At 63.3% G+C, this 23,478-nt stretch carries 22 protein-coding genes and 1 tRNA gene; 14 read left to right on the top strand and 9 right to left on the bottom strand.

Annotation, left to right across the window (positions count from 1 at the left end):
* Nucleotides 1-2: 2 nt before the first annotated feature.
* The 9 genes from ACYG9Z_RS14145 to ACYG9Z_RS14105 all read left to right on the top strand — a co-directional run bounded on the left by ACYG9Z_RS14145 (nt 3) and on the right by ACYG9Z_RS14105 (nt 9,048).
* Nucleotides 3-695 (top strand): glutathione S-transferase family protein, encoded by a 693-nt coding sequence (locus ACYG9Z_RS14145; protein WP_023672063.1) that lies wholly within the window; start codon nt 3-5, stop codon nt 693-695.
* Nucleotides 676-1,830, top strand: a complete 1,155-nt coding sequence (gene queG, locus ACYG9Z_RS14140) for a tRNA epoxyqueuosine(34) reductase QueG (protein WP_023752808.1) — start codon at nt 676-678, stop codon at nt 1,828-1,830. The genes ACYG9Z_RS14145 and queG overlap by 20 nt, the downstream gene beginning before the upstream one ends.
* Nucleotides 1,827-2,756 (top strand): SDR family oxidoreductase, encoded by a 930-nt coding sequence (locus ACYG9Z_RS14135; protein WP_023752809.1) that lies wholly within the window; start codon nt 1,827-1,829, stop codon nt 2,754-2,756. The genes queG and ACYG9Z_RS14135 overlap by 4 nt, the downstream gene beginning before the upstream one ends.
* Nucleotides 2,757-2,802: 46 nt before the next feature.
* Entirely contained in the window at nt 2,803-3,885 is a 1,083-nt protein-coding gene (gene mepA / locus ACYG9Z_RS14130) for a penicillin-insensitive murein endopeptidase (RefSeq protein ID WP_460222829.1), read from the top strand.
* A 153-nt stretch (nt 3,886-4,038) separates the two neighbouring features.
* Nucleotides 4,039-5,058: a glucokinase gene (locus ACYG9Z_RS14125; RefSeq protein WP_023752811.1), complete on the top strand. Its 1,020-nt coding sequence runs from the start codon at nt 4,039-4,041 to the stop codon at nt 5,056-5,058.
* 280 nt (nt 5,059-5,338) lie between these two features.
* Entirely contained in the window at nt 5,339-7,198 is a 1,860-nt protein-coding gene (locus ACYG9Z_RS14120) for an ABC transporter ATP-binding protein (RefSeq protein ID WP_023681221.1), read from the top strand.
* Complete coding sequence (dapB, locus tag ACYG9Z_RS14115) at nt 7,195-8,016, top strand: 4-hydroxy-tetrahydrodipicolinate reductase (protein ID WP_023681220.1); 822 nt, start codon at nt 7,195-7,197, stop codon at nt 8,014-8,016. Before ACYG9Z_RS14120 ends, dapB begins: the two co-directional genes overlap by 4 nt.
* Nucleotides 8,017-8,043: 27 nt before the next feature.
* Entirely contained in the window at nt 8,044-8,664 is a 621-nt protein-coding gene (locus ACYG9Z_RS14110; protein WP_023681219.1) for a 2,3-bisphosphoglycerate-dependent phosphoglycerate mutase, read from the top strand.
* A gap of 299 nt (nt 8,665-8,963) precedes the next feature.
* Nucleotides 8,964-9,048, top strand: a tRNA-Leu gene (locus ACYG9Z_RS14105).
* Nucleotides 9,049-9,149: 101 nt separating this feature from the next.
* On the opposite strand, the gene ACYG9Z_RS14100 is transcribed toward ACYG9Z_RS14105, so the two are convergent.
* From ACYG9Z_RS14100 to ACYG9Z_RS14090, 3 genes are all read right to left on the bottom strand, one after another.
* Entirely contained in the window at nt 9,150-9,494 is a 345-nt protein-coding gene (locus ACYG9Z_RS14100; RefSeq protein WP_023681218.1) for a low affinity iron permease family protein, read from the bottom strand.
* Between the two features lie 198 nt (nt 9,495-9,692).
* Nucleotides 9,693-10,001 (bottom strand): DUF1236 domain-containing protein, encoded by a 309-nt coding sequence (locus tag ACYG9Z_RS14095; protein WP_023681217.1) that lies wholly within the window; start codon nt 9,999-10,001, stop codon nt 9,693-9,695.
* 47 nt (nt 10,002-10,048) lie between these two features.
* A complete protein-coding gene (locus ACYG9Z_RS14090; protein WP_245263031.1) occupies nt 10,049-10,309 on the bottom strand; it encodes a hypothetical protein in 261 nt (86 codons plus the stop codon).
* Between the two features lie 176 nt (nt 10,310-10,485).
* On the opposite strand from ACYG9Z_RS14090, the gene ACYG9Z_RS14085 reads away from it, so the two are divergent.
* The 5 genes from ACYG9Z_RS14085 (at nt 10,486) to ACYG9Z_RS14065 (ending at nt 17,351) form a co-directional block, all read left to right on the top strand.
* Nucleotides 10,486-10,785, top strand: coding sequence for a DUF1236 domain-containing protein (locus tag ACYG9Z_RS14085; RefSeq protein ID WP_023681215.1), 300 nt, complete (start codon nt 10,486-10,488; stop codon nt 10,783-10,785).
* A gap of 74 nt (nt 10,786-10,859) precedes the next feature.
* Nucleotides 10,860-11,066, top strand: coding sequence for a hypothetical protein (locus ACYG9Z_RS14080; protein ID WP_023681214.1), 207 nt, complete (start codon nt 10,860-10,862; stop codon nt 11,064-11,066).
* 887 nt (nt 11,067-11,953) lie between these two features.
* Nucleotides 11,954-15,145 carry an amino acid permease gene (locus ACYG9Z_RS14075; RefSeq protein ID WP_084566340.1) on the top strand — a complete coding sequence of 1,064 codons (3,192 nt, stop codon included), beginning with the start codon at nt 11,954-11,956 and terminating at the stop codon, nt 15,143-15,145.
* 233 nt (nt 15,146-15,378) lie between these two features.
* Nucleotides 15,379-17,046 carry an FAD-dependent oxidoreductase gene (locus tag ACYG9Z_RS14070; RefSeq protein WP_023752814.1) on the top strand — a complete coding sequence of 556 codons (1,668 nt, stop codon included), beginning with the start codon at nt 15,379-15,381 and terminating at the stop codon, nt 17,044-17,046.
* Nucleotides 17,046-17,351 carry a UBP-type zinc finger domain-containing protein gene (locus ACYG9Z_RS14065; protein ID WP_023672079.1) on the top strand — a complete coding sequence of 102 codons (306 nt, stop codon included), beginning with the start codon at nt 17,046-17,048 and terminating at the stop codon, nt 17,349-17,351. Before ACYG9Z_RS14070 ends, ACYG9Z_RS14065 begins: the two co-directional genes overlap by 1 nt.
* A 316-nt stretch (nt 17,352-17,667) precedes the next feature.
* Here the strand turns inward: ACYG9Z_RS14065 and ACYG9Z_RS14060 are convergent, their stop codons facing one another.
* The 6 genes from ACYG9Z_RS14060 to ACYG9Z_RS14035 all read right to left on the bottom strand — a co-directional run bounded on the left by ACYG9Z_RS14060 (nt 17,668) and on the right by ACYG9Z_RS14035 (nt 23,414).
* Nucleotides 17,668-17,841 carry a hypothetical protein gene (locus ACYG9Z_RS14060; protein WP_023752815.1) on the bottom strand — a complete coding sequence of 58 codons (174 nt, stop codon included), beginning with the start codon at nt 17,839-17,841 and terminating at the stop codon, nt 17,668-17,670.
* A gap of 149 nt (nt 17,842-17,990) precedes the next feature.
* Entirely contained in the window at nt 17,991-19,172 is a 1,182-nt protein-coding gene (locus ACYG9Z_RS14055) for a trans-sulfuration enzyme family protein (RefSeq protein ID WP_023752816.1), read from the bottom strand.
* Nucleotides 19,169-20,602 carry a pyridoxal-phosphate dependent enzyme gene (locus ACYG9Z_RS14050; protein WP_023692936.1) on the bottom strand — a complete coding sequence of 478 codons (1,434 nt, stop codon included), beginning with the start codon at nt 20,600-20,602 and terminating at the stop codon, nt 19,169-19,171. The genes ACYG9Z_RS14055 and ACYG9Z_RS14050 overlap by 4 nt, the downstream gene beginning before the upstream one ends.
* A 227-nt stretch (nt 20,603-20,829) precedes the next feature.
* Nucleotides 20,830-22,197 carry an FAD/NAD(P)-binding protein gene (locus ACYG9Z_RS14045; protein ID WP_023752817.1) on the bottom strand — a complete coding sequence of 456 codons (1,368 nt, stop codon included), beginning with the start codon at nt 22,195-22,197 and terminating at the stop codon, nt 20,830-20,832.
* Between the two features lie 16 nt (nt 22,198-22,213).
* The gene (locus ACYG9Z_RS14040; protein WP_023672084.1) at nt 22,214-22,690 is read right to left on the bottom strand and encodes an RrF2 family transcriptional regulator; all 477 of its coding nucleotides are present in this window, start codon (nt 22,688-22,690) and stop codon (nt 22,214-22,216) included.
* Between the two features lie 415 nt (nt 22,691-23,105).
* Nucleotides 23,106-23,414 (bottom strand): hypothetical protein, encoded by a 309-nt coding sequence (locus ACYG9Z_RS14035; RefSeq protein WP_156931603.1) that lies wholly within the window; start codon nt 23,412-23,414, stop codon nt 23,106-23,108.
* Nucleotides 23,415-23,478 lie beyond the last annotated feature (64 nt).

Here is a 23,478-nt window from a genome sequence, read left to right as displayed (position 1 = left end):
TCATGCTGACGCTTTTCCATCACCCGATGTTCGCCACCTGCCGCTTCGTGCGCCTCGCCTTCGGCGAATATGGCGAGGAGCTGGCGCTGATCGAGGAAAAACCGTGGACGCGGCGCAAGGAGTTTCTGGCGCTGAACCCAGCCGGCACCTTGCCTATCCTGCTGGCCGAAGGCGACGTGCCGATCGTCGGCGCCATGGTGATCGCTGAATATCTCGACGAAACACGTGGTGTCCTGAAGCGCGACAAGCGCCTGTTTGCGGAAGACCCGATGCAGCGCGCCGAAATCCGCCGCCTGACCGACTGGTATCTCAACAAGGCCGAGAGCGAAGTGACCCGGCATCTGGTGCGCGAGCGCGTGCTGAAGCCGGTGATGCCGGAAACGGCGGGCGGCGGTTCCCCCGATTCGGCGGCGATCCGCGCGGCGCGCGCCAACATTCGCCAGCACATGAAGTACACCAACTGGCTGGCCGGCACCCGTCATTGGCTGGCCGGCAGCAAGGTCACCTATGCCGACCTGGCGGCAGCGGCGACGCTGTCGGTGCTGGATTATCTCGGCGAGATCGATTGGCGCGAGCATGCCGCGGCGCGCGAATGGTACACGCGGGTGAAATCGCGGCCGTCGTTCCGGCCGCTGCTCTCCGACCGGGTTCGCGGCCTGTCGCCGGTTTCGCATTATGCGGACCTCGACTTCTAGAAGCCAAACCCTGCGCGCGCTGATCGACGCCGAGGCGCGGCGCGCCGGCTTCGATGCGGTTGCCGTCACCACGCCTGACGCGATCCCGCTGGCGCCGGCCAGATTGGCAGAATTCGTCGCCGATGGTTTTCACGGTTCGATGGCTTGGATTGCGGAGACGCTCCAACGCCGCAGCGAGCCTTCGACGCTGTGGCCCGAGGTGCGCTCGATCATCGTGCTGGCAATGAATTACGGCCCCGACCACGATCCGCGTGCGCTGCAGGCAAGGCGCGATCTCGGCGCGATCTCGGTCTATGCGCAAAACCGCGACTATCACGAAGTGATGAAGGGCCGGCTGAAGGAGATCGCTGGCAAGATCGTCGCGCGGGCCGGCGGCGACGTGAAGGTTTTCGTCGATACGGCCCCGGTTATGGAAAAGCCGCTGGCTGAGGCCGCCGGGCTCGGCTGGCAAGGCAAGCACACCAATCTGGTCAGCCGCGAGCACGGCTCCTGGCTGTTTCTCGGCACCATCTTCACCACGGCTGAGCTCACGCCAGATGCGACCGAGGTAGACCATTGCGGTTCCTGCCGCGCCTGTCTCGACGCCTGCCCGACCGACGCCTTTCCGGCGCCCTATCGGCTCGATGCCAGGCGCTGCATCTCCTACCTGACCATCGAGAACAGGGGCCCCATCCCGCAAGAATTCCGCGAAAAGATCGGCAACCGCATCTATGGCTGCGACGATTGTCTCGCCGCCTGCCCGTGGAACAAGTTCGCCCGCGCCGCCTCGGAGGCCAAGCTTGCTGCCCGCGATGAACTGCGCGAGCCGCCGCTGGGCGAGCTGTTGCAGCTGGACGACACGGCGTTCCGGTCTTTCTTCTCGGGCTCGCCGATCAAGCGCATCGGCCGCGATCGTTTTGTCCGCAACGTGCTGGTTGCCGCCGGCAATTCCGGCGATACTTTGCTGGCTGACCCTGTCCGCACCCTCCTTGGCGACGCCTCGCCGCTGGTGCGCGGCGCGGCGATCTGGGCGCTGGCGCGGCTGGTGACGGCCGCCGAATTCAACGGGCAGGCGGCGATCTACTTGAAAACCGAAACCGACACGACAGTGCAGGACGAATGGCTGTCCGCATTGCCAATTGAGGCGCACGCATGAACGAAAAGCAGGTTTTTATCTTCGGCGCCGGCTATTCAGGCAAAGCCTTTGCACGGGCCATTGCGGAGGCGATTACGATCTTCGGCACCACGCGCTCGGCCGAGAAATTCGAGGCATTGCGTCAGGCCGGCATCGCGCCGCTGCTGTTTCACGGCGCCCTGACACCTGAAATCGGCGAAACGCTGGAGACCACCACCCATCTTGTCATCTCCGTAGCCCCGGAGGAGGCCGGCGACCCTGTGCTTCTCGCCGCGCGCAAGGCGATCGAGGCGATGCCGGCGCTTCGCTGGATCGGCTATCTTTCGACCGTCGGCGTCTATGGCAATTATGACGGCGCCTGGGTCGATGAAACGGCCGAGTGCCGGCCGGTGTCGAAACGCTCGTCGATGCGAGTGGCGGCCGAGCGAGACTGGCTGCAGCTTGGCCTCGATACCGGCAAGCCGGTGGCGATCCTGCGGCTTTCCGGCATTTACGGGCAAGGACGCAACGCGCTGGTCAATCTGGAAAACGGCACGGCGCGGCGGCTGGTCAAGCCCGGCCAGGTGTTCAACCGCATCCATTGCGACGACATCGCCGGCGCGCTCTGGCACCTCATCGGTGGCAATACATCAGGCATCTTCAACATCACCGATGACGAGCCGGCGCCGCCGCAGGATGTCGTCACCTATGCGGCTTCGCTGATGGGCGTTGAGCCGCCGCCGGAGATTCCTTTCGAGACCGCCCAACTTTCGCCCATGGCGCGATCCTTCTATGGCGAGAACAAGCGCGTCGCCAACGCCGCGATCAGGGCAGCGGGCTACCGGTTCCGCTATCCGGACTACCGCCAGGCGTTCGATCGGATGTGGGCCGACGGCAGCTGGCGCGACGGCGAGCCGCGCAGCCCGATGAAGGTAGATAATCGAAACGCGAGCCCGAACGTGATATGATTGGATTGTGTCGCGGACTTTTGCAGTGGGGTTCATGACGATTTCGATGCGATCCTTGACCGGGAGACGGCCGTTCCTGACGGCGGCGCTGGCGATCGTGGCGCTGGCCGGGCTGGTCGCGGGCGCAATCACGGCCGAGCCACGGGCAAAAGACCTGTTCGGCGCCAAGAAGCTGCCGGCGGTGGCCGCGGCGCAATCCTTCGGCTTCTATTCAAAGGGCTGCTTCACCGGCGGCGTCGCCATTCCGATGGACGGCCAGAACTGGGAGGTGATGCGTCCCTCGCGCAACCGGCGTTGGGGTCATCCAACGATGATCGCGCTGATCGAGAAACTGTCGCGCGATGCCGCCGCCGACGGCTGGCCGGGGCTGTTGATCGGCGACATTTCGCAGCCGCGCGGCGGGCCGATGCTGACCGGGCACGCCTCGCACCAGATCGGCCTCGACGCCGACATCTGGCTGACGCCGATGCCCGACCGCAAGCTCACCACCCAGGAGCGAGAAAACATCAGCGCGACGCTGATGGTCGACGACAAGACGCATCTGGTGAAGGACAGGCTGTGGAAGCCGATGCACACCAAGCTGTTGAAGCGCGCCGCGAGCTATCCGGAAGTCGAGCGCATCCTGGTCAATCCAGGCATCAAGAAGAAGCTGTGCGACACCGTCACCGGCGACCGTACCTGGCTGAGAAAAATCCGGCCGTTCTGGGGCCATGACTATCATTTCCACATCCGCATCGGCTGCCAGCCGGGCTCGCCCAACTGCAAGGGGCAGGAAGCGACGCCCGACGATGACGGCTGCGGCAAGCCGCTGGCCTGGTGGTTTACCGAGGAGCCGTGGCGGCCCAACAAGAACCCGGACGCGCCCAAGGCGCGCGACCTGATGACGATGGCGAACCTGCCGAAACAATGCCAGTTCGTGCTCGACCAGCCCGATGCCGACTCGGCGGAAGCCGTCACCTATCGCGGCGGCGGCGTGCCGATCGCCGCCAGGGCGCCGGAACCCGACGCGCCTCCGCCTATTGCGGGCAATGCGGGCGGGTTGCCTGGGGCAGCCAACGCATTCACCGCCACGCCGGAGATCGGCATTCCCCTGCCAAGGCGACGGCCGCCGGCAAACGTCGGACAGTGATGGCGAACTGACGCTTTCCCTTTCCGGGGCCATGCGCTAGTCAATCGATTGAACACCGGGCGATTGAACACCGGGCGATTGAAAAACCGGGCGATTGAAAAACCGGGCGATTGAAACGGTCGCAACGGCGCCGCAAAGGGGACGAGCAAGAGCATGTCAGGCGACGACGACACCGCGTTGCGGTTTCCAGTGCTGATCGGCGACATCGGCGGCACCAATGCGCGCTTTTCGATCGTGCTCGACGCAAATTCGGAAGCCGGTGAGCCGCATATCGTGCAAACCGCCAATTTCGCCACCATAGACGAGGCGATCCAGGCGGCGGTGCTCGACCGGTCGTCCATCCGGCCGAATTCGGCAGTGCTGGCGATCGCCGGACCAGTCGATGGCGACGAGATCCCGCTTACCAACTGTCCCTGGGTGGTGAAGCCGAAGCAGATGTTTGCCAATCTGGGCCTGGGCGACATCGTCGTGCTCAACGATTTCGAGGCGCAGGCGCTGGCCGTCGTGGCGCTCGGCGAAGAGCACATGGAAAAGATCGGCGGCGGCACGCCGGAGGAGAATGCCGGACGCGTCGTGCTCGGCCCCGGCACCGGCCTCGGCGTCGCCGGGTTGGTTCATGCCCTCCACCACTGGATACCGGTGCCTGGCGAAGGCGGCCATATGGATATCGGTCCGCGGACGCCGCGCGATTTCGAGGTGTTCCCGCATATCGAAAAGCTGGACGGCCGCATTTCGGGCGAGCAGATCCTGTGCGGGCGCGGTCTGGTCAATGTCTACCGGGCGGTCGCCAAGGCCGACGGCAAGCCGGCGCCGTTCACCACGCCGGCCGAAATCACCGGGGCGGCGCTGGCCAAGACCGACCCGGTTGCCGAGGAAGCGCTGGCGCTGTTCGTCACCTGCCTCGGCCGCACCGCCGGCGACCTCGCGCTGGTGTTCATGAGCCGCGGCGGCGTGTTCTTGACCGGCGGCATCGCGCAGAAGATCGTTCCGGCACTGAAGGAAGGCAATTTCCGCGCCGCCTTCGAGGACAAGGCGCCGCACAGCGCGCTGATGGCCTCGATGCCGGTCTATGTCATCACCCACCCTCTGGCGGCACTTCTGGGCCTTGCCGCCTATGCCCGCAACCCGTCGCTGTTCGGCGTCCAGACGGCGGGGCGGCGCTGGCGGGCATGATCCATTTCGTCCCGAAAACGGGTATTTTCCTGGAAATGGCTGCCGCTCTCGTGACCCTAACCTCGGGCCGCGACGAAGTTTCGCCATAGGCAAGCCGTAGCCGGGGCGCTAAGAGGGGGCCGAATTCCAGCCTGGCATCCCTAGAGCCGGATGATCTCAGATCGAATCGACCTGAAATCTGAATCCGGCTCTAAATCAAAGAGATAGAGCGTGATGTCGTCCGAAAACCGCTTCACACTTTTCGGCATCATGCTCTAGCAAACCACGAAGCGCCCGCGATTTGACCGCTCAAAGTCCACTCAAACTGAAAGTCCAGCCAGCTGAGGTCACTGCGGTGCTGCGCCGCATCCTGGCCGAAAACGGTAGTGAATATCGCTGGACCTATGTCGTTGCCGTCGGCTGCCTGCTGATTGTTTCCGCCACCACCGCCTTCACGGCGTGGATCATGGCCCCGATGATCAACGAGATCTTCTACGAACGACGCGGCGACATGATCGTCTGGATCTGCGCCGGGTTCATGGCCGCCTCCGTGCTGCGCGGCTTCGCCGGTTACGGCCAGGCGGTCGCGTTGGCCAAGATCGGCAACAATCTGGTCGCCCGCTACCAGAAGCGCAGCTTCGACCATCTGATGAAGCTCGGCGTCGACTTCTTCAACGATACGCGTTCCGGTCGGCTGGCGGCACAGGTCAACGAGAATGTCGGGGGCGTTCGCGATCTGCTGTCGCTGACGCTGACCTCCATCAGCCGCGACGCGGTCTCGCTGATCGCCCTTGTCGGCGTCATGATCTACCAGGATCCGGTGTTGTCGCTCAGCTCGCTGCTGATCGGGCCGCCGCTGATCTGGGCCGTCGTCTACATCACCCGCCGATTGCGGCGCATCAACCGGGAATCGGTGCTGATCAACTCGCGGCTGAACGGGTCGGTGCAGGAGGCCACCCAAGGCATCGCCATCGTCAAGGCCTTCACTCTGGAAGCCGAGCTGGCGCGCCGGATCGGCATCATGGCCGATACGGCCGAGCAGCGTAACAACAAGATCGCCCGGGTCGCGGAGCGGCTGTCGCCGATTTCCGAGATTTTGGGCGGTCTCGCCATTACCTCCGTCCTTGCCTATTCCGGCTACCGGGCGCTGGTGCTCGGACAACCACCAGGCGCTGTGTTTTCCTTCATCACCGCGCTGATCATGGCCTACGATCCGGCACGGCGCCTGGCTCGTACGCAGGTCGGTATGGAACGTGCCCTGGTCAACGCCCGGATGATTTACGAGCTGCTCGACCTGGAGCCTAAACAGGGCGATGCGCCCGACGCGGTCGAAGCCAGGATCACCACCGGCGAGGTTCGCTTCGACAATGTGACGTTCGGCTACAGCGCCGACATGCCGGTGATCAGGAACCTGAGTTTCACCGCCGCGGCCGGCAAGGTTACGGCGGTGGTCGGGGCCTCGGGCGCCGGCAAGACGACGCTCGTGGCGCTGCTGCAGCGCTTCTACGATGTCGACAAGGGTTCGATCGAGATCGATGGCCAGGACATTTCCAAAGTCACCAAGCACTCGCTGCGCGGCTCGATCGCCTATGTCTCGCAGGCGCCCTATCTGTTCGAAGGCAGCATACGCGACAACATCCGTTTTGGCCGACTTTCGGCGACCGACGCCGAGATCGAGCGGGCGGCGGTGCTGGCGGCGGCCGACGAGTTCATCCGTCAGCAGCCGCAGGGTTACGACACGCCCGTCGGCGAGGGCGGCTCGACACTTTCCGGCGGCCAGCGCCAGCGCGTCTCGATTGCGCGGGCGATCGTGCGCAACGCGCCGATCCTTTTGCTGGACGAAGCGACCTCGGCGCTCGACAACGAGGCCGAGGCGCGCGTCCAGGAGGCGTTGACCCATGTGATGGAAGGGCGCACCACCATCGTGATAGCGCATCGCCTGTCGACGGTCGTCAACGCCGACCACATTATCGTGCTTGAAGAGGGGCGCCTGGTCGAGGAAGGCACCCATGCCGCACTGATGGCCGATCCAAACAGTGTCTACGCCCGCTTCCACCGCATTCAAGGCAAGAACGGACTGGGGCTTGTCGACGACTCGAAGCCCGTCCAAACTCCGGTCCGGCGCAGCCGCGCCAAGAAGGCGGTGGGGAGAACAGCATGAGCGAATCCGGCGCAATGGGCCTGGTGGTGGTGGGGGCGGCCGGCCGCATGGGCCAGACGCTGATCCGCGCCATCCATTCGATCCCCGGCGCCCGCGTCGTCGGCGCGGTCGAACGAACCGAATCGCCCTATCTCGGCAGGGATGCGGGCGAGCTTGCCGGCATCGGCATCATCAATGTGACGATCGGCGACGATCCGCTGCCGGTGTTCGCCAAGGCCGACGGCGTGCTCGATTTCACCATGCCGGCAGCCACCGTCGAATTCGCAGGCTATGCCGCGCAGGCACGCATTGCCCATGTCATCGGCACCACCGGCTGCTCGGCGGAAGACGACGCCAGGATCGAGGCCGCGGCGCGCCACGCGACGATCGTCAAATCCGGCAATATGAGCCTCGGCGTCAATCTTCTGGCGGTGCTGGTCGAGCAGGCCGCGCGCGCGCTCGGTCCAGAGGATTTCGACATCGAGATCCTCGAAATGCATCACAAGCACAAGGTCGACGCGCCCTCGGGCACCGCCTTGCTGCTCGGCGAAGCGGCGGCGGCGGGACGCGGCATTTCCCTTGCCGGCAAAGATGTGCGGTCACGCGACGGCCATACCGGCGTGCGCAAGCCAGGAACCATCGGCTTTGCCAGCTTGCGCGGCGGCTCGGTGGTCGGCGACCACAGCGTCATCCTGGCCGGAACCGGCGAGCGCATCACGCTGTCGCACCATGCCGAGGACCGCGCCATCTTTGCCCGCGGCGCGGTCAAGGCCGCGCTCTGGGCGCGCGGTAAAAAGCCCGGACTTTATTCCATGCGGGACGTGCTCGGCTTGAGCTAAACTATCCATAATTTTGAAGGAGCAAACATGTCGGGAACTCTCGTGCTCGTGCGCCACGGCCAGAGCGAATGGAACCTGAAGAACCTGTTCACCGGCTGGCGCGATGTCGACCTTACCGAGCAGGGCCACAAGGAGGCCAAGGAAGCCGGCCAGAAGCTCAAGGCACGCGGCTTGAAATTCGACATTGCCTTCACCTCGGCGCTGATCCGGGCGCAGAAGACCTGCCAGCACATTCTCGACGCGGTCGGCCAGAGCGATTTGAAGACGATCCGCGACCAGGCGCTGAACGAGCGCGACTATGGCGATCTCTCCGGCCTCAACAAGGACGACGCGCGCCAGAAGTGGGGCGAGAAGCAGGTGCACATCTGGCGCCGCTCCTACGACGTGCCGCCGCCCGGCGGCGAAAGCCTGAAGGACACCGGCGCCCGCGTCTGGCCCTATTACCTGCACGACATGCAGTCGCATGTTCTGAAAGGCGGCACCGTGCTGGTCGCCGCGCATGGCAATTCGCTGCGCGCGCTGATCATGGCGCTGGACGGCAAGAGCGGCGAGGAGATCGTCAAGCTCGAGCTCGGCACCGGCGTGCCGGTGATCTACAAGCTCAACGCCGATTCCACTGTGGCGTCGAAGGACGTGCTGGAGGGGTGAGGTTTTCGGCCAGCGCATTCGCCAAGTCGGCGCTGCCCCTCATTGCCCTGCCGGGCAGTTCTCCCGGTATAGTGACGGGGAGAAAGGGCTGGCCGCAGCCTCGGCGCTCTTCTTGTGACGCAGGTGACCGGCGAAAATCATCGATGAGAGCGCCCCTCTCCCCGTCACTGTACGGGGAGAGGATGCCGGCAGGCAGGTGAGGGGCGGCGCTGACCCCCGGGAAACTAAGCCGGCAGGCAGAGGCCCTCGAAAAAGCGCGTTGACACATATCGTTTGCCCGCTTACATGAGCCCGCACCAGCCCAGATGGCGGAATTGGTAGACGCGCACGGTTCAGGTCCGTGTTCCGCAAGGAGTGGAGGTTCGAGTCCTCTTCTGGGCACCAAATTCCCGTTTCGGATAAGTCCGAAATGATTTAGACGCGAAGCAAAAAAGCCCGGTTCCCGGGCTTTTTTGCTGATGGATGACAGATAGTCCAGCGGAGGGTCAATGCGGCGGGCGAACCGCTTTCATTGCTTCTTCTTCGAGTGTCTGGAGCTTCTCCCGAATCTCCTCCGGCTCGGCATGCTCCAAGCCGACGACATCGTTTCTGGTCTCATTCAGCGAAACGACAATCTCATCAAGCTTGGCGTGAATGGCGGCCGTGTCGCGGTAACCCTGGATCAGCACAACGCCGGTGATCACGATGGCCGCTACCGACAATGCGTAGGTGACCACATTGGTCAGGCCGAATGGCACCAACGCAGTACAGAGCAGCATGGCTACAAGAAGGACATAGAAGCCCGGTGGCCGGGATAGAAAGTCGCCCATCACAAACAGGAAGCGATTCATATCCAGGCCGCGGTCAAAAATGCCACGAGTGCGGTGACGGCTACGCAAATTGGAATTGCCGCGAGTAAGGCAGCTTCCAGGACCCAAGTTTCCTTGTCGCTAAACATCAGACATCCTCCCGTTGAGAAAAGGCTGCCCGTAGACTTTCACAGGGCAGCCACAGCCCGCCGCTCCAGACCGGAGCGGCGGGCTCGCGCGTTATTCGATGATCTGCACGACCTTGCGCGTGTCGGGATCGACGAGAACCGCATGATCTCCGACAACCGTATACTTGTAGCGGACATCCGGAACGTCGATTGCGTGGAGCTCGACAGTGTCTGGAAGTGCCGTGCCGACATTGAGTTCGACGCCGAGCAAACTGACTGAGGCCAGCTTCTGCTTATGGATATATTCGCGAATGACCGTCTGTTGTTCGGGCTTGAGAACAATAACATCCTCGGCAAACGAGGTTCCGATGCCCGCCATAAGGACGAGGGCGCCGGCGGCGCTGACGAAATATCTGGTCATGGGAATTTCCTTTCATAGGTCAGTTTGAAGGCGTGGATACGACCAGATCAGCCGCCACTCGCAGGGGCTGGGGCAGGTGCCGCAGGCTTTGCGGGTACAGCCGGAGCTTCCACCTTTGGCGCTTCAACCTTGACGTTGATATCCTTGCCGCCGTCGCCGCGGATATTGATGACGCCGGTAAAAATAAGCAATACTACGACTGCAATAAGTGCAAGAACAACGGCAATCGCAGTGCCGCCACCACCACCAGAATTAACAACAGTTGGGCCGTCGGCCATGTGTTCCTCTCCTGTTTTATTTAGTTGCATTTGGGAAACGCCTGCCCCGCTTGAACGTTCCGCCTCGGGACTTGGGTCTTAGCTGATATCCGACTTTGGTCTGGTTCGCCGCGGACTGAAGTCACAGGAACAATCTGGCTGATCTCAAGTTCGGTCTCTCGGCGAACAGGCGTGGTGCCGTCGCCGGATTACGCGAGGAGAAAACCATGAAAATCCACTTTGCAAGTGCCGCTGCAGGCTTGTTGCTTTTGGCTGGGGTCGGCGCCGCCGCAGCTCAGGATGTCGTCATCACACCGGAGCAGGATACGGTCGTCCGCGAATACGTAAAAAAGCAGCCGCTGGCTTCGGTGAAGATCCCGGGCGTGGAGCTGAACGTCGGCAGTGCCTTGCCTGATACGGTCGAGCTGCACGAAGTTCCCAACGTCAAATACCGCTACGTCGTGGTCGACAACCGCACCGTCCTGGTCGATCCCAGCACCCGGAAAATTGTGAAGGTCTACGACTGATCGAATAGCTGCCGCCCGCCGCCGGCCATGGCGGCGGGCAGCGGATTTCACATTGCGCTCCAGGATGATCGAAGATGATCGATGACGTCGAGACATCGCCAGCCCTTGATACCCGCTTGGGTTCTCTCAGGGCGAGAATGCGCGATGCGCGCATAACAGAGGCCGACATGAAGACCTTTCAGAAAGTCGCATCCATCATGGTTGGCGGCAGTGGCCGCATTAGTGGCGATGACCTGATTGCAGCGTCGTTCGTCCTCGAGGACCAGCCGGAAGGCTTGTGAGGCGGAGTACTCACGTGTGCAGGCTCCCGCAACGCTGATCCCAAGTGTTCTGGTGCTGAACACATTCCTGCTACGGGCCGGCGTCGAAGGCGTGCCCGCTGGCGAGGTCGCGTCGTGCTCAAGCATCGTCCAGAACACCATGTCGCCGCATGTGACGATACTCGGCCATGCTAGCCGATGCGGGCGCCATAGAAAATCACCGCGGCCGGCAGAACCGGGCAGGCCGGTCCAGAGCGTCGCCACGCCTATGGTCAGAAATGTCACCGAGGCCAGTTTGGTGCAGATCGGATGATGGTAGCGAGCGATCGCCATATCGACCGTACGGGCGCCGGCTGGGAAGGACCCACCAGCGCGCCAAGGCCGACCGCCGCGCCCAGCGTGGTCGGCGCGCTGTTTGCCCTGCAACGCGGGGCTATGCGGCGTGCTCGCACAAGTTAGCTCCAACTTGAGGCACGGCGTGAAGTCTCGGTGCTTGCCCCGCGATGGCGAGGTACGAAGTCAAAGGCGGTCAATGTGATTAGCGATCTACAGTCGATTTCAGCCGCCTTCGGATGATAGCGCCGCAATCACGAGATTTGTCGATAATAATCGATATTAGGCTGTATTCGCGACTATTCGATCGCTCTTCCATAGTGGGCGATAGATAAAATTGGAAATGACATCCCAGATCTGAGGAGATCAAGGCCTTGGGGCCGGCATCAGCATGATTGAACCGCAGCCACCGCACGTTGACAGTGATCATCAGGCGGATCTGGTTTGGTAGGAAGTCTTAATATGTCTCGCCTATGGTCCAACTTTGACTTGGGAGCGTGACGTTCGACAGACATATCGCCGCAGGTTACATTTCCCAGTCAGACAGCGCTCCGCACTCGAATGGATGTCTCTGAATGCCGGGCCTCACGCCTTCACGACCGCACCCGAGAACCTTGGGATGGATGGGCACGACAGCGCTCGCCATGGGTGGCAGCAATCAAAGCCTGTTTCTGATTGCCGCCCTTTTTGTCGGCCAGGGGAATATTCCCGGTCAAGGAAGCGCTGCGGTTCCTTTGCTCGTTGTTGGTCTGCTTCTAAGCTGGGCCGCCGCGCCTGCGTGGACCGAATTGGTTCTCATGTGGCCAAACCGCGTCGGCGGTATCTCTGCAGCGTGCGCCGAAGCCTTCAGACCTTACAGTCCCGTTCTCTCGGCTCTGACGGGCACCTGCTATTGGTGGGGTTGGGTGCCGACCTGCGGACTGACAGCGGTTCTTTCAGCGTCTGCAATCCAGCAATGGTACCTGCCGGGCCTCCCCGTGGAGGCGGTCGCCTGCGGGCTTATCGCATTCTTTACGACGGTGAACCTGTGTGGAATCAAGTGGGTGGTCCAACTGGCGATCCCGATCGCCACGGCCTCCGCGACGCTTGCGTTTCTCTCATCCCTCGTACCGGTCATCAGTGGCTCGGTCGACTGGCGGCAGGCGACGGATTTTGCCCTGACCAGCCCGTTTACCGGCCTGTTCGGCGACATCACGTCGGTGATGGCGGGACTGTATCTGATCGGGTTTGCCGCACCGGCATTTGAGGCTGCAGCCTGCCATGTTGGCGAAACCATCGATCCCAACCGCAACATTCCTCTGGCGATGTGGGCCAGCGCCGCAATGGCCGGCGTCTATTTCCTGGTCCTGCCGGTTGTCTGGCTGGGTGTGCTCGGACCGGAGCCGCTCGGCACCGACCTCGCCATAGCTCTCGGGCCCACCTTTGCGCCCTTGTTGGGGAGTTTCGGCAAGGCGGCCGCCATCTGGCTCATCATGCTGAACATGTTCCATGGAACGTTGCAGCCATTGGCAGGCGCCGCGCGGACCCTTGCGCAGCTGAGCGAAGACGGCCTGCTGCCGAGCTTCCTGGCCAGGCGCACCTCAACAGATTGTCCCTGGGCGGCAACGCTGCTCACAGCTGCCGCGGCAATCGGCTTCATGCTGTGCGGATATCCGCTCTGGATGATCGCCGCGGCCAATTTTACGTACCTGATCAGCATCTGCATGCCAAACATCGCAGTCTGGCTCTTGCGCCGTGACAGTCCCGAAGCCGAGCGACCCTTCCGGGCTCCCAGGGGAACGATCATCCTTGGCGTAGGCGCGGCTGCAATATGGCTGTTGACCGCCATACTGGGATTTCAGCAATTTGGCCTTCCTACCGTCCTGTTTGGTCTGGCTTTGGCATATTCGGGTGCTGCGCTCTACGCCTGGCGCACGATGGAGGATCGATACGCACTCGGTCTACCCTTGCTGCCACATACGCTTCACCTGAAGCTTACCGGAGCCATGCTTTTTGTGCTCGTGCTTGACGGTGCCGGCTATTTCCTGGCGATCGGCAGCGTTCCCCAAGGCGACACTTCATTGGTCGCCGCGCTGGAGGACATTTTTGTCGTTGTCGCGCTGCTGACCATCAGCGTTGGCCTGATCTTGCCGGGAATGATCACCCATTCGGCGACAGAGGTGAGCAACGCGGCAAAGCGTCTGACATCCGGAACGCTGAAGGATTTCTCTCTTGCCATGGTCGCCCTGGGGCGGGGAGACCTCGCTGCGGCGCATGCCTCCGTGAATATCATGCCGGTTACAGTAAACTCTCGTGACGAACTTGGAGAGATGGCCGAAAGCTTCAACCTGCTCCAGGACAAGGTGAGGGAAGCCGCCCACGGCCTGGACGACGCGCGCGAGAACATGAACGTAGCGCGCACCGAACTGATGGCACGGCACGAGGAAATCGCGCATCTCGCGCACCACGATCCGCTTACCGGCCTGGCGAACCGGGCCGCGCTTGCAGCACACCTGGCCACGACGCTCGAGCGAACAAAAGCAACGCACGCCAGCTTTGCCGTCTTCAGCATCGACCTTGACCATTTTAAAGAGGCGAACGACGTTTTCGGGCACGCCGCCGGCGACGATCTGCTTTGCACCATTTCCCGGCGTCTCCAAACCGCGGCGCCTGAGGCGTTTATCGCGCGCATGGGCGGCGACGAATTCACGGTTGTCCTGGCCATGGATGACCGGTCTGCAGGTGCCAAGGAAGTCGCGGACCGTCTGTTCGAATCGGCGGCAGGCAAATTCGAAATCCGGGGCCAGCACATTTCGATCGGGGTGAGCATCGGGGCGGCGATCTATCCGAAAGACGGAGAGAATGCAGCGGCGCTGATGGCAAATGCCGACGCAGCGCTCTACCGGGCCAAGGCGGACGGTCGTCGAATGGTGCAATTCTTCGATCCTGAGATGGATAAGCGGCTAAGAGAGCGCTACGCCTTGCAGCGAGATTTGCGCTCTGCGGTCGCCCATGGCGAACTTGTGCTTCATTATCAGCCGCAAGCCAGGATGGACGGCGAAATCTTCGGCTTCGAGGCACTCGCCCGATGGCACCATCCAAAGCATGGGCTCATCTCCCCAAACGCGTTTGTCTCGCTTGCCGAACAGGATGGCACGATCGTTGAGATAGGTGAATGGACGCTCAGGCAGGCGTGCAGAGACGCGGCCTCCTGGCCCTCACCGCTGCAGATCGCCGTGAACCTCTCTCCCGTGCAATTCCGTTTCGGGGACCTGGTAGGCCTCGTTCACTCTATCCTCTACGAGACCGGCCTTGCTCCGGGGCGGCTGGAACTGGAAATCACGGAAGGGGTTCTCATCCGCGACCGGGCAACTGCCTTGTCGGTTTTGCGGAGGTTGAAGGCGTTGGGCGTCAGGGTCTCGATGGATGATTTTGGCACGGGATATGCCTCGCTGTCCTCGTTGCAGGCGTTTCCATTCGACAAGATCAAGATCGATCGCAGTTTTGTTTCGGGTGTCGGCTCGAATGTCCAATCGGCCGCCATCGTGCGCACGATACTCAGCCTGGGGAATGCGCTGGCCTTGCCTGTCATCGCGGAGGGTGTCGAAACAGAGGACGAGCGTGCCTTCCTGATGAAGGAAGGATGTCCCGAAATCCAAGGATATCTGGTGGGGCGCCCGCATCCGATAGCGCTCTACAAAGATGTGACGAATGGGATTTCGCCAGGATCTGCCTTCGGGGAGCCCGAGGATACCACCGCACCCCAGGCGCTTGGCGTAACGCGATAGCCCGGCGCCGACCGTCGGCGCGCTGCTCTTGCAGCATACTGGTGAGCGAGGACTGCTGGCGGTACTGCTCGGGCTCGCCCTTATAAAGGTCGCACTGGCGGCGCGCTGTTTGCCTTGCAGCGCGGGGCCATGCGAAGCATCCGAACCAGCTGGCGCGGGAGCCACCTCCCCTTCCGGCCAGTCCCCCAACAAACCACTTCAAACCCGGCGGCCGTGGCGCTACGCTCGCACCTATGGCCCCACCCACCCAGCCGATCACCGTCACCCGCCGCGACCAGATGTTTCCCATCCTGGGCGACGCCGATATCGAGCGCATGCGCCGGTTCGGCGAGGCGAGTTCCTATGCCGCCGGCGAGCACATCGTCACCGCCGGCACCGTGGCGCCGGGGCTGATCGTCATCCTGTCGGGCACGGTCGATATCACCCAGGATGCCAGGCCCGGCCGGCGCGAGACCATCGTCACTCATGGTCCCGGCAATTTCATCGGCGAGCTGGCGCAGCTTTCCAGCCGGCCGTCGCTGGTCAATGCGGAGGCGGCCGAGCCGGTCGAGGCCTTCGTCATCCCCTCGCAGCGGCTGCGCGACCTGCTGGTGCAGGAGGCAAGCCTTGGCGAGCGGATCATGCGGGCGCTGATCCTGCGCCGCGTCGGGCTTCTGGAAAGCGGCTCGAGCGGGCCGGTCGTCATCGGCCCGGCCGGCAATGGCGACACGCTGCGGCTGCAGGGATTTCTGCGCCGCAGCGGCCAGCCGCACCGCGCGCTCGATTCCGACAGCGACCCGTGCGCCAAGACGCTGATTGAGCATTTTCATGTTGACCCGCACCATCTGCCGATCGTGCTCTGCCCCAACGGCAAGCTGATGCACAATCCCGGCGAAACCGAACTTGCCCGCTGCATCGGCCTGCTGCGGCCGATCGATCCCGACATGGTCTATGACGTCGCCATTGTCGGGGCCGGGCCGGCGGGGCTGGCGGCCGCGGTCTATGCGGCATCCGAAGGGCTGTCGACCATCGTGCTCGATTGCCGCGCCTTCGGCGGCCAGGCCGGCGCCTCCGCGCGCATCGAGAACTATCTGGGTTTCCCCACCGGCATTTCCGGCATGGCGCTGATGGCGCGCGCCTACAACCAGGCGCAGAAATTCGGCGTCGAAATAGTCATCCCCGACGAGGCCAAGCTGCTCGGTGCAGCAGGCGAGGGCTACACGCTTACCGTCGGCGACGGTGAAAGCCTGCGCGCACGCACGGTGGTGATCGCCAGCGGCGCGCGCTACCGCCGCCTCGACATCGCCAAGCTGGCCGAGTTCGAGGGCACGTCGGTGCATTACTGGGCCTCGCCGATCGAGGCGCGGCTATGCACAGGGCAAGAAGTGGCGCTGGTCGGCGCCGGCAATTCGGCGGGGCAGGCGGCGGTCTATCTCGCCAGCCAGGTGCGCAAGGTGACGATGCTGGCGCGCCGCGGCGGCCTCAGGGAAACCATGTCGCGCTATCTGGTCGAGCGTATCGAGGCGCAACCCAACATCGAGGTGCTTGGCGAGACCGAGATCGAGGCGCTGGAAGGCGAAGGCGGCAATCTCACCCAGTTGCGTTGGCGCAACCCCGGCGGCGTCGAGACGCGGCCGATCCAGCATCTCTTCCTGTTCATCGGCGCCGACCCCAACACCGATTGGCTGGCTGGGTGCGATATCGCGCTCGACGCCAGGGGCTTCGTGCGCACCGGCGCCGACATAGGGGCGGGCCAGATGGAGACCAGCCGCAGCGGCGTGTTCGCCATCGGCGACGTGCGCTCCGGCTCGGTCAAGCGGGTCGCCGCCGCCGTCGGCGAAGGCGCCCAGGTGGTGGCTGCCTTGCACGCCTATCTCGCGCGACCCGACGCAGCAGCGCCCGAACTGGCCAGGAGAGCATAATGGATGAATGCAAACACACGCGCGACATCAAGACGGTGACGCCGAGCGCGCTCGGTTGCGAGGAGTGCCTGAAGAGCGGCTCCATGTGGGTGCATCTCAGGCTGTGCCGTACCTGCGGCCATGTCGGCTGCTGCGACGACTCGCCCAACCGCCACGCCACCAAGCATTTCCACGCCACCAAGCACCCTATCATCGAAGGCTACGACCCGCCGGAAGGCTGGGCCTGGTGCTTTGTCGACGAGGCGTTCATCGACCTCGAAGGCGACGTGACGCCGCAGAACGGCCCGATCCCGAAGTTTTTCTGAGGCGAGCCAGGCTGGCAGCTGTGCCCTTATCGCACCAAAGGCGATCGTGTATGGCGTCCGCCCGAAGGTCAGGGCAATCGGATAGGGCGCGCCCCCACTCCGTCTCGGCTTCGCCGAGCCACCTCTACCCCCACATTCGTGGGGGAGAGGAAATGTCAACCACCGAGCTCGCAGCCTGAAAGGCTTGGGTTTCCTCATCCCCCATGGACATGGGGGGAGAGGTGGCCGCGAAGCGGACGGAGTGGGGGCAGGCGCTGTCCTACGCGATTGCCCCGCCCTTGTGGGAGGCTAGGTCCTTCTGCACAAGAAGCCCTGTTTATTTTATGGAGCCAGTAACCGTGCGGTCGAGGGCGTCGGGACTGTGGTCGTTGCCGGCAAGTGCGGCAATGATCAGAAGACTGGCGACGACCGGGACGAACAGGATGGCCACGCGGGCCTGCACATAAAAGATGGCTCGCCATTCGCTGCGCTTTTCCGGGCTGTTGTCCATCACACTCACTCTCGCCATGCCACCCCAGGCGGGACATAGCGGCGAAGGGTTAAGCAAAGGCTGCTGAATGTGTTAACGCGCGGCGGATTGGGATTTAATCTTGATGGTCAGCGCCGCCCCTCATTGTCATCGGTACGCACCCGGTACGCCTACCCCCGCAACGCCTGCTCCAGATCGGCGATCAGATCATCGCCATCCTCTATCCCCGCCGACAACCGCACCAGCGAATCCGAAATGCCGATTTCCGCGCGCTTTTCCGCCGGGATCGAGCCGTGCGTCATCAGCGCCGGGTGTTCGATCAGGCTTTCGACGCCGCCGAGGCTTTCAGCCAGCGTGAACAGTTGCGTCCGTTCGAGGAAGCGTTTGGTGCCGGCGAGTTCGCGGTCGAGGTCGACCGAGATCATGCCGCCGAAGGCATGCATCTGTTGGACGGCGATGGCGTGCTGCGGATGGCTGGCCAGGCCGGGATAGACGACGCGGCGCACATCTTTTCGCGCCTCCAGCCACTGCGCAATCTTCAGGCCGTTCGTGGAATGCCGCTCCATCCTGAGCGCCAGTGTCTTGATGCCGCGCAGCGCGAGAAAACTGTCGAAGGGACCGGAGATGGCGCCGATGGCGTTCTGCAGGAATTTCAGCTGGGCCGCCAAATCCTTGTTGTCGCCGACGATGGCGACGCCGCCGACCATGTCGGAATGGCCGTTGAGATATTTCGTCGTCGAGTGGACGACGATGTCGATGCCGAGTTCAAGCGGCCGCTGGATGTAGGGGCTGCAGAACGTGTTGTCGGCGACCGTCAAAACCCCTTTGCGCCTGGCGAGTGCCGCAACGCCTTCGAGGTCGACGATACGCAGCAGCGGATTGGTCGGAGTTTCGACCCAGAGCAGTTTTGTCTCCGGGCGAATCGCTGCTTCCACCGCCGCCAGATCGGTGAAGTCCACAGAACTCACCTGCAGATTGGCCGAGCGCTTGCGCACCCGCTCCATCAGCCGGAACGAGCCGCCATAGATGTCGTCGGTTGCAACGATATGGGCGCCGCTGTCGAGCAGCTCAAGCACGGTCGAGATCGCCGCCAGGCCGGAAGCAAAGGCAAAGGCGGCCGAGCCGCTCTCGAGATCGGCCACCGCGCGCTCGAAGGCAAAGCGGGTCGGGTTTTGGCTGCGGGCGTACTCAAACCCCTTGTGCACGCCGGGCGACTGCTGGCCATAGGTCGAGGTCGCGTAGATTGGCACCATCACCGCGCCGGTCAGCGGGTCATGGCTCTGGCCGCCATGGATGGTGCGCGTGGAAAAAGCCAGGCGGTTCTTGCCCGATGGGGATGTTTCAGCAGTCATCGTGCGCGCCTCAAATGGTTGATCAGGTCGATACGGGTTATCAGGCCGACGAACTCGTCGCCATCGAAGATGATGGCGACCTCGTTGCGGTCGAACACCGGCAGCAGCGCATCCAGCGTCTGGCTGGCCTGCAGCGTGTGCAGATTGGAGGTCATGGCGGTGCGCACCGGGGCGTTGAAGCGGTCCCAGCGGCCGTCATAGGGGCCGTCGACCTTGGCCAATATATCGCCCTCATCGATAATGCCGACCAGCTTGCCATTGTCCAGCACCGGCAGCTGCGAGACATCGGAGCGGCGCATGCGGCCATAGGCGTTGAGCAGGCTTTCGTCGGGGCCGACATAGACGGTGTCGCCGGTGCGGTGCGAGCGCATGACAAGGTCGCGCAGATCGCCATGCTGTTCCTGTTCGGCCAGCCCCTGTTCGGCCAGCCAGAAATCGTCGAACACCTTGGACAGATATTTGTTGCCGCTGTCGCAGACGAAGGTGACGACGCGTTTCGCTGTCGTCTGCTCGCGGCAATAGCGAAGCGCGGCCGACAGCAGCGTGCCGGAAGACGAGCCGGCGAGAATGCCTTCCTTCGAAAGCAGGTCCCGCACGGCCAGCATGCTCTGCTTGTCTGGGATGGAATAGGCTTTCCTGACCAGCGACAGATCGGCATTGGGCGGCACAAAATCCTCGCCGATGCCTTCGACGGTCCAGCTGCCGGCCTCTTCCATCTTGCCGGTCTTGATCAGCGGCGCCAGCACCGACCCCACCGGATCGGCCAGCACCATTTCGGTCTTCGGCGATGTTCTGGCGAAGTAGCGGCCAAGCCCGGTCAGCGTGCCGCCGGAGCCGACGCCGACGACCACGGCGTCGAGGTCGCCATCGAGCTGGGCAAGGATTTCCGGTCCGGTGGTGGTCTCATGCGCCTCGGGGTTGGCCGGGTTGGCGAACTGGTTGGCGTAGAAGGCGCCGGGCGTTTCCGATGCGATCTTCTCGGCCATGTCCTGGTAATATTCGGCATGGCCCTTGCCGACATCGGAGCGCGTCATGCGCACTTCGGCGCCGAGCGCGCGCAGATGCTGGATCTTTTCGCGCGACATCTTGTCGGGCACGACGAGGATGATGCGGTAGCCCTTGGGGATGCCGACCTGGGCGAGGCCGAGGCCGGTATTCCCGGCGGTCGCCTCGACGATGGTGCCGCCGCGCTTGAGCTTGCCTTCCTTCTCGGCCGCGGCAATCATCGACAGCGCAATGCGGTCCTTGATCGAACCGCCGGGATTCTGGCTTTCGAGCTTGATGAACAGCCGGCACTTGCCGGTGTCGAATTTGGTCAGTTCGACCACCGGCGTCTGGCCGATGAGGTCGAGCACCGAGGCGTAGGGCGGACGCAGGCGGGATAACGCGCCGTCCGAACTGCCTGGCGCAGCTTTTCCGTGCTCGCTCATATCGATGTGCTCCCTTGAACAAGCGACCGCCTCGGGGGCAGAGCGGCAGCGTAGCTTCTTTTCCGGCCGTTTGCAGTCGGAAAGAAGGTAGATCGTGCCAATCAACCGGCGAGAGGGGGAATGGAATTCCAGTTTGAGGCGGGCTTTGGACTCAAGCCCAACACCCTCCGTAGCGATCCTTCCCACTCCCCTCTGAGGGGAGTGCTATCCCGCCGACGTCAACAGCTTTACCCCAGCAGCTGCTTGGTCAGCCTAGCGCATTGCACGCGGATGTCGGGGATGGCGTCGATCTCGAAGAAGGTGCCGCGGGTCAGCGGCCCGACGGCGAGGATCTTGGCCGATGCGGTGCCGTCGCCGGCGATGATTTCGCACTTGGCCGTTACATCGAGGCCAAGCCGCAGCGGGTCGGGCCGCGCCAGGCCGCGGTCGACCAGCGAGCGCACGACGCTGTTTGACGTCGTCGAGATGTCGCGGGCGATGCCGGTGCAATCATAGATGCGCGCGACCTGCAGCGTTTCCAGCGCCTTTGTGTGGCGGGACTGGATGCCGACGGTGAATCCATCGCCGGCCTCGATGCCGACGACACGGCCGGCGACCGGGCGGATGCGGCCGGTGCGCACCGCCTCGGTGACGCGGGCATGCACCTCGGGCGCCAGCCGATGGCGATGGATGTCCCACCAGGCCTTGGTGTGCTCGACGAAGCGGCGCTTGGCAGAGGACGGCCAGTTCTGCCAGATCTTCTGATTGAAGGGTCGCAGCCCATCGACGACGTCGCGCCAGTCGATGCCGGCCTTCTGGTTTTCGCGGATCAGGTCGCGGAACCAGCCGACGAAATAGGAGAGCTGCGTGCCGAGCGGAATGTCGGCGACGTCGAGCTTGATCGGGTTGCCCTTGCGGTGCGGCGACGGCAGCAGCCCGCGCCGCGATACGGCGACGATCTCGCCGCGATGGCCGCGCTGCTCGAGCGACAGGAAGGCATCGACCATGCTGAGCCCGGTGCCCAGCACCAGCACGCGGGCTTCAGGATCGAGCGCGGTGTCGGCCTCGGTGCCCATGCGGATGGCGTGGCCCTGGCCGGCGCCGGGCTGCTCGTCATGGCCGGTGGCAAGCACCGCCAGATGCGCGACGACGCTGGTGCCGTTGGCCAGCACCACTTCGACGCCGGACGATGTCGGCGAGATCGACAGGCTTTCCTCGCGAATCAGCCTGAGACGGCCGGTTTCCTTTTCGCGCGCTTCGAGCTCGTCGAGCACTTCCTTGAGGTAGCGGGCATAGACGCTGCGCGGTGCATAGAAGGGTGTCTGCGGCGTCTGTTCCTGGCTTATCAGGCCGCGCCCCTGCAACCAGCGCCAGAAATTCAGGGGATCGTCGGCATAGGCGCTCATCCCCGCGGCGCTGACATTCAGCACGTGCGCCGACAAAAGCGTCGAATAGGCGATGCCCTGGCCGAAATGCGGACGCTTTTCGATCAGCGTGACGCGAAGGTCCGGGTTGGGCGACTTCAGCAGATGAGCGGCCAACACGACGCCGCTGGCACCGCCGCCGACGATGATGATCGAGCTGGGGATGATCGAATTGGCGCGCGCGACGCTCATGCGAGCACGCTCAGGATCAGGCGGGGACCTTTTGCGCCGGCGCAAGCTCGTCGATGTCCCTCGCGACCGGAAGGTCGTCGAGGACGATGTCGCGCATCTCGGCCAGCGTGCGCTGGTCGAGCACCTCGGCGATCGCCTGCCGGACCTCGAGCATCAGATGTCGGACTTGGCATGTCGCCTCATTGCAGTCTTCACAGCGCTGATACTGGGTGCGGCTGGCGCAGGGGATGGGCGCCAGCGGTCCGTCGAGCACGCGCACGACATGGCCGACCTTGATCTCGTCGGCCGGGCGCGCCAAGCGATAGCCGCCATCCTTGCCCTTGCGGCTCTGGACGAAACCGGCATTGCGCAATTCGCCCAGAATGGCGTCGAGGAATTTCTTCGGAATGTTGTTGCCGCTGGCGATGTCGCCGACGAAGGCGAGCTGTCCCACCGGCAGATGCGCCAGATGGACCAGCGCCTTGAGGCCGTACTTGCCTTTTTTGGTGAGCATAGACCGAATGTTTCTCTGTCAGGCGATGGCCCCAAACCATCGGTTGCGAAACGCCTGACGTGCCTCCCCGCCGCGTGCAAGCTGCTTCGACACATAAATTCTACTGACATGATATACAAGCCGAGAAACCTTGATTTTGCTTCGTTTTCACGCCGCAGGGGCCACTTTGGCAAGCTTTGTGCCGTTAAGGTCACAGCCAGCCGCGAGCGATTGCGGCGATGAGCGGCGGCTCCTGCTCCCAATGTCGATAAGATTACTATACTTACCCTCGAACACGCGGAACGTGTTTTCAAATCAACCGTCTTTTACAGCATGGATTTGCGCCATTTGGGGCTTTGCCGGGAATTTTGGGTCGCAGCCCGCGGATCGGCGAAACATGACTCCCGACAGCTCGGGCGCCGCCCTGCGCCCGATATCAGGACGCCGCGTTGTCGCTCTGAGACCGGGCGGCCTTGGCGGCCACCGGCACGCCGCTTGAGCGCAGCATCCAGCGGTGGCCGTCGCTGCGGAAGTCGGTGAGGCTCAACGGCTCGACATCGATCCTGCGGCAGGCCGCAAGCGGCGCGCCGAGCACCAAATCAGGCCTCTTCCGTAGGAGGGTTGGCAGGACCACCAACTCTTCAGCACCTTGGGGGCGCCGTTTGCGTTTGTGCACGGTCCGACACGGGCCGGTCACCGCGCCCGCATCAGCCGTTGGTTTTTTTCTAACAAGTGCTTTTTCCATGGAACGATTTAACTCTACAAGAATGATAGAATTAGCTGACTATGAACAGGCATCCGGTTTTTCT

It is taken from the genome of Mesorhizobium sp. RSR380A (genome assembly GCF_054719385.1).
This window is presented reverse-complemented; position numbering and strand designations above follow the sequence as displayed.

Bases quoted from the DNA above. Each gene is read 5' to 3' on its own strand.
- ACYG9Z_RS14095 (WP_023681217.1), bottom strand. From the start codon at position 10,001: ATGACCAGATATTTCGTCAGCGCCGCCGGCGCCCTCGTCCTTATGGCG.
- dapB (WP_023681220.1), top strand. From the start codon at position 7,195: ATGAGCGAATCCGGCGCAATGGGCCTGGTGGTGGTGGGGGCGGCCGGC.
- ACYG9Z_RS14110 (WP_023681219.1), top strand. From the start codon at position 8,044: ATGTCGGGAACTCTCGTGCTCGTGCGCCACGGCCAGAGCGAATGGAAC.
- ACYG9Z_RS14125 (WP_023752811.1), top strand. From the start codon at position 4,039: ATGTCAGGCGACGACGACACCGCGTTGCGGTTTCCAGTGCTGATCGGC.
- ACYG9Z_RS14060 (WP_023752815.1), bottom strand. From the start codon at position 17,841: ATGGACAACAGCCCGGAAAAGCGCAGCGAATGGCGAGCCATCTTTTAT.
- ACYG9Z_RS14085 (WP_023681215.1), top strand. From the start codon at position 10,486: ATGAAAATCCACTTTGCAAGTGCCGCTGCAGGCTTGTTGCTTTTGGCT.
- ACYG9Z_RS14145 (WP_023672063.1), top strand. From the start codon at position 3: ATGCTGACGCTTTTCCATCACCCGATGTTCGCCACCTGCCGCTTCGTG.
- queG (WP_023752808.1), top strand. From the start codon at position 676: ATGCGGACCTCGACTTCTAGAAGCCAAACCCTGCGCGCGCTGATCGAC.
- ACYG9Z_RS14040 (WP_023672084.1), bottom strand. From the start codon at position 22,690: ATGCTCACCAAAAAAGGCAAGTACGGCCTCAAGGCGCTGGTCCATCTG.
- ACYG9Z_RS14065 (WP_023672079.1), top strand. From the start codon at position 17,046: ATGGATGAATGCAAACACACGCGCGACATCAAGACGGTGACGCCGAGC.
- ACYG9Z_RS14070 (WP_023752814.1), top strand. From the start codon at position 15,379: ATGGCCCCACCCACCCAGCCGATCACCGTCACCCGCCGCGACCAGATG.
- ACYG9Z_RS14055 (WP_023752816.1), bottom strand. From the start codon at position 19,172: ATGACTGCTGAAACATCCCCATCGGGCAAGAACCGCCTGGCTTTTTCC.
- ACYG9Z_RS14090 (WP_245263031.1), bottom strand. From the start codon at position 10,309: ATGCAACTAAATAAAACAGGAGAGGAACACATGGCCGACGGCCCAACT.
- mepA (WP_460222829.1), top strand. From the start codon at position 2,803: ATGCGATCCTTGACCGGGAGACGGCCGTTCCTGACGGCGGCGCTGGCG.
- ACYG9Z_RS14045 (WP_023752817.1), bottom strand. From the start codon at position 22,197: ATGAGCGTCGCGCGCGCCAATTCGATCATCCCCAGCTCGATCATCATC.
- ACYG9Z_RS14100 (WP_023681218.1), bottom strand. From the start codon at position 9,494: ATGAATCGCTTCCTGTTTGTGATGGGCGACTTTCTATCCCGGCCACCG.
- ACYG9Z_RS14050 (WP_023692936.1), bottom strand. From the start codon at position 20,602: ATGAGCGAGCACGGAAAAGCTGCGCCAGGCAGTTCGGACGGCGCGTTA.
- ACYG9Z_RS14135 (WP_023752809.1), top strand. From the start codon at position 1,827: ATGAACGAAAAGCAGGTTTTTATCTTCGGCGCCGGCTATTCAGGCAAA.
- ACYG9Z_RS14075 (WP_084566340.1), top strand. From the start codon at position 11,954: ATGCCGGGCCTCACGCCTTCACGACCGCACCCGAGAACCTTGGGATGG.
- ACYG9Z_RS14035 (WP_156931603.1), bottom strand. From the start codon at position 23,414: ATGGAAAAAGCACTTGTTAGAAAAAAACCAACGGCTGATGCGGGCGCG.
- ACYG9Z_RS14080 (WP_023681214.1), top strand. From the start codon at position 10,860: ATGATCGATGACGTCGAGACATCGCCAGCCCTTGATACCCGCTTGGGT.